General features: G+C 54.0%; 8 protein-coding genes and 1 pseudogene. 2 read left to right on the top strand and 7 right to left on the bottom strand.

What is annotated here, in order from left to right; genetic code table 11:
* Both AC3EC3_RS19515 and AC3EC3_RS19510 read left to right on the top strand, forming a co-directional pair.
* Nucleotides 1–121, top strand: a pseudogene (locus AC3EC3_RS19515) (IS630 family transposase); the annotation flags it as partial.
* 411 nt (nucleotides 122–532) lie between these two features.
* A complete protein-coding gene (locus AC3EC3_RS19510; protein ID WP_488491240.1) occupies nucleotides 533–1438 on the top strand; it encodes an alginate lyase family protein in 906 nt (301 codons plus the stop codon).
* Between the two features lie 32 nt (nucleotides 1439–1470).
* Here AC3EC3_RS19510 and AC3EC3_RS19505 read toward each other — a convergent pair whose 3' ends face one another.
* The 7 genes from AC3EC3_RS19505 to AC3EC3_RS19475 all read right to left on the bottom strand — a co-directional run bounded on the left by AC3EC3_RS19505 (nucleotide 1471) and on the right by AC3EC3_RS19475 (nucleotide 12693).
* Complete coding sequence (locus tag AC3EC3_RS19505; RefSeq protein ID WP_488491239.1) at nucleotides 1471–2811, bottom strand: hypothetical protein; 1341 nt, start codon at nucleotides 2809–2811, stop codon at nucleotides 1471–1473.
* Nucleotides 2811–4838, bottom strand: a complete 2028-nt coding sequence (locus AC3EC3_RS19500) for a tetratricopeptide repeat protein (protein WP_488491238.1) — start codon at nucleotides 4836–4838, stop codon at nucleotides 2811–2813. Before AC3EC3_RS19500 ends, AC3EC3_RS19505 begins: the two co-directional genes overlap by 1 nt.
* Nucleotides 4838–8488 (bottom strand): NosD domain-containing protein, encoded by a 3651-nt coding sequence (locus AC3EC3_RS19495; RefSeq protein WP_488491237.1) that lies wholly within the window; start codon nucleotides 8486–8488, stop codon nucleotides 4838–4840. The genes AC3EC3_RS19500 and AC3EC3_RS19495 overlap by 1 nt, the downstream gene beginning before the upstream one ends.
* Nucleotides 8489–8574: 86 nt before the next feature.
* On the bottom strand, nucleotides 8575–9702 hold the full coding sequence (locus AC3EC3_RS19490) for an alginate O-acetyltransferase AlgX-related protein (protein WP_488491236.1): 1128 nt from the start codon (nucleotides 9700–9702) through the stop codon (nucleotides 8575–8577).
* Complete coding sequence (locus tag AC3EC3_RS19485) at nucleotides 9659–11077, bottom strand: MBOAT family O-acyltransferase (protein WP_488491235.1); 1419 nt, start codon at nucleotides 11075–11077, stop codon at nucleotides 9659–9661. Before AC3EC3_RS19485 ends, AC3EC3_RS19490 begins: the two co-directional genes overlap by 44 nt.
* Nucleotides 11078–11081: 4 nt before the next feature.
* Nucleotides 11082–11726, bottom strand: a complete 645-nt coding sequence (locus AC3EC3_RS19480) for an alginate O-acetyltransferase AlgF (RefSeq protein WP_488491234.1) — start codon at nucleotides 11724–11726, stop codon at nucleotides 11082–11084.
* A gap of 34 nt (nucleotides 11727–11760) precedes the next feature.
* Nucleotides 11761–12693 carry an HlyD family secretion protein gene (locus AC3EC3_RS19475; RefSeq protein WP_488491233.1) on the bottom strand — a complete coding sequence of 311 codons (933 nt, stop codon included), beginning with the start codon at nucleotides 12691–12693 and terminating at the stop codon, nucleotides 11761–11763.
* Nucleotides 12694–12827: the final 134 nt, after the last annotated feature.

The raw sequence follows: 12827 nt of genomic DNA, 5'->3' as shown, positions 1-12827 counted from the left end.
CAACCGGTTCATCCGCGAATACAACGCCGACAACCCCAAGCCTTTCATCTGGAAGGCTAATCCGGACGACATTATCGCCGCTCGAAATCGCGGGTTCCAAACGTTGGAGTCAATCCACTAGTGGCTGGGCATTGGCAGCTTGCAGAAGGGGTAGCACAGAAACAACTTGTTTCACGGATTCGTTACTGCCGGACATTGCCAGCCAAACCACCGTGCCGATCGCTGCAGCGAGACAGGCCGTTACAGGAACGCCCAAGCCGAACCAAATCCGATATCGACTATTAGCCGATAGCTTGTGGAGCATCATTTTCATAATCTCCATTGTTATAAATAAAATTAGAATATTGGAGGGCTTATAGTGCGAAATCGGACATTAATTGCGTTAAGTACGATCCAATTCGGTTTCTTCCCACCAGCCCAAGCCCAAGACTGGAGGCCCGGAAACCTCTATCCTGCCTTGGCCAGCCCTTTAGAGCTTCCTCGCCAAAAGGCAGGCAAGCCGTGCAGCCCCATCCCTCCGGCAGTGAGAGACATGGAAACTGTCAGCAAATATGGTGAAGACAACAAGACAAACAGCACTGTAATAGATGCAGAGGCAGACGCGCAGTATCTGGCGGACACCGCCCCCGTCACCAGCTTCGCCAATGCGGTTACCAAACGCGCGGATCATTATGTCGAAGCAAAGCCCACAGCGGATTTTGACGCCTCTTGCGCGCTGGACTGGCTCGATGAATGGGCCCGTGGCGACGCCCTTTTGGGAAAAATCAATCGGCAGGGCGAGTCCGTGCGAAAATGGGAACTGGGCACGTTTGCGACCACCTACCTCAAGATTTCGCATGCACACCTCGCCCCCGACAAGCAGGCGCGAGTTATCGATTGGCTTCATAAACTGGCAATTGCCGCAAAATCCGACTTTTCCCGCGATCCAGATCTCAACAGCCGCAAGAACAACCACCTTTACTGGGCGGGTTGGAGCGTAGCCGCAGCCGGGATTGCAACGGGCGATCGCTCCTTGCTTGAATGGGGTATGGGCTGTTTCCGAACCGGCGTGGATCAGATCCGCGATGACGGAACTCTCCCCCTTGAGCTTGCCCGCCGCAATCGGGCTGCCAGTTATCACATGTTTGCCATGCAGCCCCTCATCATGCTGGCAGAAGCAGGGGAAACCAATGGTATTTCCGCATACGCTTACAACGATGGGCGTCTCCAGAAACTGATTGACCTCAATCTTCGCGCGCTGGCCGATAAGTCCGTTTTCCAATCGATGACCGGTTTTGAACAGGAACCTATCGACACGGCATCGGCGCTTAGCTGGATGGAACCTTACTTCGCCCGCTTTCACGATAAGCGCCTGCTGCCTTGGCTGAGCAAATATCGTCCGATGAACACGCGCAGGACAGGTGGAGACATGACCGTGTTGTATGCGCCGATGCCATGAATGGTTATTCGCGAGTACAGGTCGCGACACTCTCATGCCCTTGCCAAGAGGACATCAGCGTCCACACCGTCGCTTGTCATTACATGGCGATGATTGAATATGCCTTTGGTTGAGATTGCAATTCGCGTCAATCCGATTGCAAACGGAACAACCATCAACAGCACATAGCTATCTGGCGCCCGACGCAACAATCCAGGGTAGACCACTGCCCAAACTATACAAGGGACAAGGGGTAACCAAGCAGCAACGCAAATGCTTACAAATTTACGCAGCCCTATAGAACTATCATTCCTTTGGCCTACGCCCAGCAACATTGCAAAAGGCAAAGTCCAAAACACCATCATCACAACAGTGTCGGCGTGAAAAATTCCTGCAGAAACCCAATCCAGTAAGTTCGCGCAGGCTGTAGAAAATTCATTCCACCACGGTCCCGCCTGCGGGATATCTCCAAAGATCTGCCGCAGAACTTTTAACAGTGACAAATTTCCTGAAGCTCCGCTCAACATAGTAGCGACGGAATATAATATCATGATAGACGCCGACGTCCGGATATAGATTAATATCGGCTTTATGAGAGTTGCGAGGCGATCTTCCCCCAAACAGATTGGCAAGATGCCAAGCAGCAATGCCAGTCCCGCAGGCGCACTGGCAGCCTGAGAATCCAGAGCCCAGAACAGCGCCGCACTTGCCATCGAAACCTGACCAGCGTGCCGACGCCACCAAGCAGGCTCAGCGCGCGCCACAGGCCCGGCCGCCAGCAACATCAGCAAACCGGAAGTGGGAAGCATCGTAACCGCCCCAGGCACTGCAAAAAGCAGTAACATCAATGTGAGCGCCGTTGATGGCAAGATACGCAACACCGGCAAGTTTTTGCGACGCCAAAGATAAAAGGTCGTCAGCCATATGCCAAAAATTACAACCACATGGGCAATCTGTGCTCCTTTCCATCCTACAGCCGCAATCAGTAGAATGGCGGCACTTCCTCCCGCAGAAAGCCCTGTTGCCTGCGTCCCATGCCCAATCCTTGCATTATCAGGCTCAGCCAGAACTCCCCCCAACAAATCGCAGTCCGTCGACTTACCACCATGATCTGAAAAGTACGGCTTGCTCAGCCCTGAAGATATCTTCTGCTGACTCTCAGCCAAAAAAGGCTGAATGGAACGACAATCTGCCTGGGCATGTGCAAGATGCCACCAATCAGATACTTCTGGCGGCGTGCGCCCTGTGATCGCTCCCGATTTAAATGCGCTATCCAGAGCATGCTGAGGCGCCAGCAAACCTGCTCCAATATTGAGAGTAACGCACAAGATCAGAACAACCGTAATGAAGCCAATGTGCGAAAGAGCACGGACACACCATTGCGGAACCGTCATTATACTGCCCCTTCCATGCCATCATCGTCATCATCAAATTGCTCACTGTCCGCAGAACCGACACCGGCCTGAAGAGAGATTCCCATGCGTTTCAGCAATTTCTTGGAAACCAAGTGATCCATTCCAGCCGCCTTACGAAGTAAAGTAACCGCCGTTATCTTTCCACCAGGCAGCTCATTGTTCATAGTCAGGCTCGCAAGCTGATAGATGGCTTCGCTATTGTTCTTTGCTGCGGCCTGCCTCAAATACGATGCTGCCCGCTGAACATCTCGAGTACCGCTGCATGCTTGGAGGTAGCAGCTCGCCAACGCCAGAGACGCTCCGATATCGCCGGTCCGCGCGGCCGTATCGAAGAAGCGCAGACCTCGATCAATGTCACGAGGCACGCCAAAACCGGATGAGTAAGCAATGCCGAGCCCGCGAATTCCATCAATTTCGCCACGGCGTGCCGACATCGTGTAGTACAGCAAGCTCAACTGAGGATCGACAGGAACACCATTGCCTGACGCGTATACAGCCCCGAGTGCGGCCAGAGCCTTCGCGTCACCCCCTCTCGCTCCAGCCCGCAAAAGCGCCACAGCGCGATGCTCATCATTTACGGAACCCGTCGACAGGAGCAGTGTAGCCAGTTCGCTACGCGCTGCGCTGCTTCCCTTACCGACAGCAATCGTCAATAAATCCATTGCCTGTTGCAATTCGGGATGACCATGTGCACCCCCTGCCAACGCCTGAGCAGCCATAACCAAAGCACGTGAACTCTTGTCGCCAGCTGCAACCGCTTTGAGCGCCCACTCGCCAGCCTGACGGAAATCGCGATCAACTCCTCTTCCCCGCTGATACATCAACGCCAGTGCGGTCATCCCTTTGACATCCCCAGCGCGAGCTGCACGCTCGATCAAATCAACGCCTCTGGGTATATCGACGGCAACGCCAGTACCATTGAGGTAAGCCTGCCCCAGTCGAAGCAAACCAGTGCTTCCTCCGGCATCGATTGACCGGCGATACCATTCTGCCGCCATTTTCGGATCGCGGGCCACCCCGCTTCCGTCGCGATAGACGTCTCCGATACTTGTCATCGCTCCAGTGCTGCCACGCTCGGCAGCAACGCGATAATAAGCCAATCCCTTCCGGGCATCGCGAGACAAGCCGTCACCGGTAAGGTAAATCGCCGCCAGCTGCCCTGCCGCACCAGCCGATCCCTGCGCCGCCGCCTTGTTCAACAATTGAACGGCTCTGGGCAAATTACGAGTCCGGGCATCGCCATGACGCAAAGCATCCGCCAGCGCCACTTGCGCCGACAGCGATCCTCGTTTCATCGCATCCTCATAAAGCGACAAGGCCCGCTTTCGAGCTTGTAACGAAGCCCCCGGCTGATCGAGAATACCGGCCAGCCGGGTCATCGCCATGGCCTTGCCCTGCCTCGCGTCGATCTCCAGAAAACCCACCTCAAGACGCCTTAAATCGTCCACTTGGTAAGGATTTATCATCAGGCTCGGATCCGCCTCCAGCATCTGGACTGCATGACGCGCCGACGCTGCAGATGAAATGTTCTTTGGAATGACATAACTGGCGCTGTGCAGCGTATCCTGCCCGTCTTCATCATCTCCGAAGCGCATCAGCAATGCGACGGCAGCCTCGTCGTTGTTCGCAGCCAGCTTGCGCAGTTCTGCAAGCGCTGCTTCACGGATATGTCCAGACTGATGCGTCATGCCTTGAAGCTGCATCAATCGGGCTTCATGCCGGGTAGCGGGGTCAGCCAACGCCGCAGCCATCAAACGATTATGGTCGGCTGCCACATTGCCCCCGAAATCGGCATGCTCCAGCTGTTCCAGCGCCGCCTCGCCCGGAGCGACACCCCGTAATCTGCTGAGTGCCGTGCGATAGGCAGCGAGATCTCCAAGGGTACGAGCGTTTTCTACCGCCGATCGCTTACCCTCCAGTGTCCAAGGCCAATCCACCGTACTGACAAGAACACCACCACACCCCAGCATCCAGACTCCAAAAGCGATAAGTGCAGGCTTACGCATCAGTGCGCTCCCTTCAACGCTGGGGAATTTGCTTTGTCAGGAATAGAGGGACTCGGTTTCGGAGCCAGCCCTTGGGTCGCGACGACCCATGCGACACGCCAACTTTGCGCCTTTGCAGGATCAGTTGCCTCATTCACCGTTGTTCTTGGCGGACAGGCTGCAAATCGTGAAGCCGCTATGGCCATTCTGTCTAGCTGGCTGCTTACGAAGCCCTGTTCAGCAAACGGACACGCATATTCGATCTTGGGACGAGTACAGGCTGTGCTAAAGCTGACACCATCGTTACCAGCTCGTGCGATGTCGCCTTCAATCGTGCCAAGATCTCCGAGATAGGCCTTCCGAGCCACTCCGGTGATGGCATTTGCCCTGAGGGAGCCACTCCCCACCCCGCGCATGGCAATGCCGCCACCGACGTTGTTGCGCAGGACATTTCCGACAACCGCGCTTGAGGTATACATTTCATATGGATCAACCTGAAGGTTACGCTCAGGAGCGCCAGGCTTGGTAATGATCTTATCGGCAAAGCCCAGGACGCCCTGCTTACCGTTCCCCACAATATCGTTCCGAAAGACACCGACATCCCAGCTGTTGCGATAAAAAACGCCACTACCGTGATTATTGAACAAATGGTTAGACGAGATAATGTTGCAGGGACTCTCATAAAGAGAGAGACCATTGCCTCCGTTATCAAAAGCCGTATTTGCGTACAGTATGTTCTGGCCTGAGAAACGGTCCAACATAAGACCCGAACCATGATTGCCAAATGACAGGTTCCCGAAGAACCAACTGCCCTCAACGTGCCGCGAGCCAATGATACCGTGCTTTTTCTCAGAACCATATGCGGTGTTAAATGCAACGAGAAGCTCGTGGGAGCGATCATGGGGATCGATACCATAGATGAGATTGTCGCGATATTCGTTGCCAACGAGCGCGACGTTCCCTGCTTCCCAACTGTAGTAACCGTAGAACATCTTCTCGAAGCTGTTCTCAACCACAATACCTGAAGGATCCTTCTTTTCTCGCGCGGCACTCATCAGCCCAAGCGGGCCACCTGACAAACTGAAACCGTAAGCCTTACTTGAATGGCTACCGAGGCGAACGAACCGGGTCTCGGTAGCAAACGTTTCCGAATTGCTCCACCCCAGATAAAACGGCTTGAATTCGTACGCAGTGTCCAGCGATTGCTCGACCGGTGCATCCAGCTTGTCGTTCCATCCAATGAGAGTAACGCCACTGAAGAATGTCCGTCCGGCATTAACGATATAGGCAGCCCGATCCGTTGAAAGCCGAACCTCGCTCACGTCATCATCGGTAAGATTAAGCGTCGCGCCGGTAGCGACGAAGATGGGAACCCTCAGCAGATACTTGCGTCCTGTGCGGACAATTCCATCACCGTGGCCGCTGAGCACCATACGCTCATACAACGTCGGCATATCGATGGTGCCAGCCGCGACATGAATATAGACCGGATAGGTCGTTGTCTGGGCTTTCATGACGATCGACGGCCCGCCAAGCGAAACGTCGGAAAAGTCACTAGCGGTCAGGAATTTCTTGTTATACCCATTGTTCGCCATCGGCGTTACCAGGGCGTGAGCGAGCCGCCCTGCAGAAGGTTCGGGCACCCGCCCCTGCACAGAGGCCGGAGTGATAGACATTGCATTCGGCAAAGTCGGTAGATGCTGCCCCAGATCGCTTCGTGAAATTCCGTAAATATCGAAGGCCGCTCGCCGTACCAGGCGATTCCTATCGGCAGAGGTGCCATCTCCGGCAGGTTCCGGAAGGCGCGCACCATCAAGCGCTTCAAAGCTATCGTTCCGTCGCGCCTCGATTGTAGCAAGGCGACGATAGAGTGCTGTGCGCCTGATAGGATCTTCCATCACACGCGCCAGCTTGGCAGCCCCAACAATGCGATTTTGGCGAGCGAGCGACAGGGCCACGGTCTGGCGGATGGAATCCCGCCCCTTCACATCATCGCTGTCCAGAATCGCACTAAGCGACAGAGCATCGGATAGCCGGCCCGCAGCCGCTAATTTGCCAGAAAGCGCAGCGGTGCCGCGCGCCAGCATATCGGTATCAAATATCAACGGAAGTTGTTTGCGTGCAACATCCAACTTGCCTGCGGATATGTCTAACGCCGTTGATACGCCTACCTTATCGACATTTACGCCCGATCCCAATTCCGAACGGGCACGACGCAGCCAATCTTGCGGCATGGCATAATCGAACGCGAGACGCGCTTTCACCCGCAATCTTCCATCAATATTCGGTATCTCGGCGAGTAGGGAATCCACAACAGAGAGCTGCGCCAAATTCACAGCTCGATCAGCAGCGATACCGACGACATCTTCGAAATCGGCACCGCTTGTCCATTTGCCAAGGCTCTCGATCTCTCCCGGAGTAGCCCCAGCGCTCGCCTTTGCCTTCGCAAGCGCCACGACAGCGGCACCTCGCTCAGGTAGATCTGCATTAGTTTCAGATAACAGTGCCTCCGCTTTCTCGATATTCCCCAAGCGGAGCCAAGCCAGCGCAGCATGAGACTGCGCGGAATCTCGCGCGGACCCAGCCGGAAGGCCGTCAAAATTGCCGATAAGTGCGAGGAAGTAATCGGCTCGCTTACGATAACCCGAACCTGCCATGGTTTCCGCGATCATCGACAAGGCGATGGCGCGTTTCTCGCCATCGCCGATGGCTTGCGCTGCGATGGCCGCCTCGTGAAGATACAAATCGCCTTGAGCACGATGGACAAATCGCAACAGTGCCAAATCTCGCGCTCTGTCGTTTTTGATGCCCAGAACAGCAGGCAATGCCTTCCAAACAGTATCATGATTGATGCTGCTTGCACCCACCTGCGCCAGCATTCGATCGCGTAACATCGAATTGCCAATAGCCATCGCGAGAATGGCTGCTTCATTGGAACGTTTGTCGTTTATCGACTTCCAACTTGCCTTCATCAAAGCGCCATCGAGTTGGGAACGTCTCATTTGCATCTTTATATTAGCATCAAAAGCAAAGGAACCGAGACGGTCTACTGCAACTTCGTGAGACATATCGGCGCGCACTTGTGGCGATGCCAACATCCTTACGCACAACAGGGCCGCCTCCCAGGAATCCTCGCCCGGTGCCTTCGCAAAATAACGAGCTGCGCTAACAAGTAGTGGCGCACTTCTTCCGGCACCAATCTCACCCATATCATCCAGCACACTAAAAAACAGCGTATGTGCCTGCAAGGTGCCGGCGGGAGACATGTCCGACCGTTCGATTAGCGATTTTGCAAGTTGAACACGCTGGACGGAATCCGTGAGGATAGACATCGCAAAACGCGCCTGAGCAAACCTGCTTTCACTGGATGCAGAATGGTCACCCGCTCTTGGTAATAAAACCTGCGCCGCACGCCCCACAATCTCTTGCACCGATGCGGTTGCACCACTTCCGTAAACAACCTGCAAATCGCCGACATCGTCCAGAATGCTCTGCGCAACCATCAAGCGCTTGGCAGGGGCTCCAAGAAAATGGGCGCGAGCCTCTATCCGTACGATCCGCTCTTTTACAGTGGGAGGTTGCTCGCTTCTCGGCACCGCTATTGCCTGATGGCGCAAATGATAGACAACCCCGCCAACAGATGCAGATAGCGCAATTAACGCTACTCCCATCAATGCCCCCCTACGCCGCCTTAAAGCCGCGGTAAGGCTGGAAACACCGCTCAGGTCGGTTGGGCGCGAGGAAATTGCCGGTTTTATCATGGAAGCCCCACAGTTTTATCAGTCGACCAAAAATATCGTTCTGGCATCTCCCAGATCAGTATTTTGGGAATCGGTGAACCATTGGCAGCGATATCATCAAGATAGTTCTGCATAGGCTTGAAGGGCCCTCGCCCTTCTCTCGATGCATTAAGAACATCGACTTCCAAAGCTTGGTCGAGCGCACCCACGAAACGCCAACTCGGATTGTAGCTGTAACTGGTCCCCACCAGCGCGACCGGGTGAACGGACGGGCCTAGAAGCGATTCAGGAGCCGCAGAAATTGGGACGTACCTGCCACCGTTAACCACATCGGAAGGTGGCCCCTCCGTCTCCCAAGGACCCAACGGCAAGAAGTGCTTCAAGTCACCATCATGGATAAATGACTTCGCCGGTTCGAACCGATATCGGACAGCGGGCCAATCACGGTTCAGTCCCATGGTTCGTGCAATAGCCTGCGCCGAAACAGCCGCGCCTCCGGGCGTCCAATGCGTATCGGTTCGTAAGAACATCGCGCCCTGCAGTTTTCCGATCCGCAAAGGTGACCGTAAATCCGGCGCTTCAATCCCTGCAGCACGAAAATTGCCAAGAAGATCGTCATACGTCCTCTGAAGCTGCGGAAGCAGTTGATATGATCCACTCTTCTCTGGATATATCCGTATCTTCGCCGGAACCAGCGCAATGATAACCCGCACTCCTCGAGCACGCAATTGTCGCGAGATCTTTGTAACGTACGCAGCCTTTTCAGCTATTACAGCACTAGGATCCGTAAGCGGCGTCATTTCCTCACTACTGAATAGCCAGCCATCCCGCCCCACCAGCACGCCGGCTTTTCCATCCCTGAAGGCAGAGTAATTCGTCAGCGCCATCAACGCGCTGGACGTTCCACGGATAGGCAAGGCCTCATCAAAACCCGCCTGGTAAGCAGAAGCCCAAGCACCACTTGAAAAAGCTTTGTCTGGATAGGCTTTAAGCAATGCCGGGTTAACGGCAGCGGTTATCCCGGCGCTCCCTAGAAGGCCAACTGCCAACCAGCCGCTCAGTCTAAAGTCATACAAGCTACTGCTTAGCTTCATGATCGCCTCAAAACTGAAAATATAGAAAGGAAGAAAAACTATCAGATACAAGCTTGCCTACTGAAATAAACAATATAGCAGCCCATCCCGTAGTAATAAATGCCGTCGCAAAGACGTGATATCCTTCAATAAGCGGCATTCGTCCCTTTTCTTTAAAGGCACCCCAGGCGATAATTCCTCCAGCCAATAATAGCATCGCTATTTCCAGCCCTCGAATTTGCCACGCCAAAGTTTGTGACAGCCCTATGCCATTTACCCCAGCCATGCCGGCATAAACGTGTAGAGCAGCGTTGACGGATGGCGCTCGGAACATCACCCAACCAACAATCACGCAAAACATCGTCAGCAGCCAAGAGAGCCCGCTAAGACCACGGATCAATCCGCTTCTGCCTGCCCCCAAATGGCGCTCCAATGCCAATAGCCCACCATGCCACACCCCCCACGCCACGAAGGTCCAGTTGGCGCCGTGCCAAAATCCACCCAGCACCATCGTCAACATAAGGTTGCGATAGGTCTTAAAAGTACTACCCCGATTACCACCAAGCGGAATATACAGATAGTCACGCAGCCAAGTGGACAGGCTGATATGCCAACGTCGCCAGAACTCGGTAATTGATATACTACAATAGGGCTGGTCAAAATTTTCGATGAAGCGAAAGCCAATCATCAGGCCCGAACCGATTGCCATCGAACTATAACCAGCAAAATCGAAGTACAACTGAACAGTATAGGCCAAGGCACCAAGCCAAGCATCGACCAGCGATAGGCGTTCCTGAGCGAAGACGGCGTCCACCAATGGCGCAACCGTGTCCGCGATCAGAACTTTCATCGCAAAGCCTTGAGCGAAGCGGATCAAACCTTCCCCAAACTTCTCCAGTGTGTGCGAACGCGATTTAAACTGCTCATCGAGATCTTTATATCGAAGTACCGGACCAGCGATCAATTGAGGGAACAATGACTTATAAGCAGCAAGGGTAATTAGCGTCGCAGCTTGAGCATCACGACGATAGACATCCACAACATAGCTAATCGCCTGAAAAGTGAAAAAACTGATTCCGATCGGCAGCAAGATCCGATCATAAGCAATCAGACTATGACCACTCCACCCCAAAATGCCGTTAATGCTATCCATGAAAAAATTAGAGTACTTGAAATAAGCGAGAATTATCAGCCCAACGGAAACACCAATATGCACCCATACTTTCCGTCCGCGACCGTCTTTCGCACGCTCTATCATCCGAGCGCAGCCCCAAGCCCAAACGGTTACAGCAACCAAGAGCAGCAGCATGTCTACGCGCCACCAACCGTAGAATACATAAGACCCTAAGGTGATTGTATAACTACGGAATCGATTGGGGGTAGCATAGTACACTGCCAAAAATGCTGGCAGAAAGGCGAATAGAAAAATAGCGGACGAAAATACCATATCCTCAATCCACTAAGGCCGGACCAGGAGCGACAACAACGCGCCCACCACCGGATGAATTCAACACAAAAATCCCGAAGCTCGCCCCCCGCTTCAACTGAACGGCCGGCACCACCCCAAGCTTTTTTTGTCCCGCATAGACTGAAAAACCAACATTCAACGGGTTGACAGCTTGCTTCCCCACCCGAAAGGCCTTCAGCGAAGAGACCACCGTTGTCGTACCGTCTTCAGTCTTCACCGAAACATCAGAAAGCGAAGATAAATTATAGAGCACGACTAGGGACTGGGTTAAGGGCGGCCTCGGCTCCCGGTACAAAATACTTATCTTATTACCCACGAGAACGGAATAATATTGACCCGCCTCTATATTCGTTGATGTAGAGTAATTTGGCGCCTTCAGATCAGAAACACCCTGTTGAACATACACAAACCGCCCTGGAGCCCCCATGGCTACCAGGGACTTACCTCCAACAGAGAGCGTATCTTTCTGCGGTGCAGAACGGATATCCAAAACCCTCACCGATCCTGCTCCAGGCGGCGGCGGCGGAGGATAAAGCCCCTCATCTCCTGCCACAGCCGCGCCGCCAGAGAAGAGTGCGCTCACTATAGGCGCGACTAGGCAACCGAAGCGAAGAATTCGTTTCGTCATAACACCACTCCAAATGAAAAGCGGAGATCAGAAATTAGGCAGCAGATGCAGCAGTCGGATGCGTCCCGAGACTGGTTTGGCCAACTCGCAAAGCATTGACCGGATTGTCAAAGCGTACTTCAACGGAACCTGCCAGATCGGGAACCTTCAAGCCTGACTGCTGCAAGGTCGTCGGATCGGTCAAGCCCGGCAGATTCACCCTACCAACCCGCCCCATGCTGACTTCATCATCATTGAAAAACTGAACCGCGACCCGATCACCGACCCGTATTTTTCGAATATCCTTCAGGCGAACAACAAGTGTTGCCTGCGTAACGCCATTTGTCGGAGCCAAGGACAAGATCGGCGCGGCCTTAGCAATCGGAGAGCCGATCTCGGCCAGCCTTTCACCCACCACACAGTCACAGACACTTGTCAAATTGGTCACACGGCCATCAAGACGCTGCAGAGACGCCAAAAGCTGACCAGGCTGAACACGATCCCCAGAACGTACCGCGAAGCCAATAACTACGCCCGCCCCCTGAGTTCGCAGCACCGTACCCTGAGGACTTGTAATCGCCCCATCGCCAGCAACGGTAAACGTGCGGGCATAAAGGTTCATGGCTACATAGGCGAGCAACACAAGAGCAGCCAACGATAGAAGGGCTAGGCCAAAATTTCGCCGCGCAATCCGAAATAACTCTGCAGGTCGGCTTAAATTAACATCGGGAACTTGTGAAGCGCGCATGCGCGCAGAGTTGTCCCGCTCCACGATCTGCAACACATCTCCCGCATTCACGGCCTCACCGCTTAGATAGGAATCTGTGACGAAACGAAGCAATGAATGGCGCTGGGGAGGCATATCATCGAATGCAGCGCCAAGCACTCCCTTATCTGAATTGACATGCCGGACAACCGCAGTCGCCTCCATCGTCATATCAAACCCTTCAAACGGAAATCTTAGCAAGACCGGCAACGTATCGCCCACCTCCACTGACTGCTTAACAGGTTGCGGAAAAAGGCTTGGCAGAGCCGGCCATTGGCCCCGTTTTCGCGGTTTTCTAGCCCACAGCGTCAGTCATTCCGGGAGGTAACTTCCCGAAGCCGGTCGTTTTTGACCGG

The sequence above is a fragment of the Novosphingobium sp. BAM6 genome (assembly GCF_057784955.1).
Note: the sequence above shows the minus strand (reverse complement) of the source record. Positions and strands in the feature narration are given on the sequence as shown.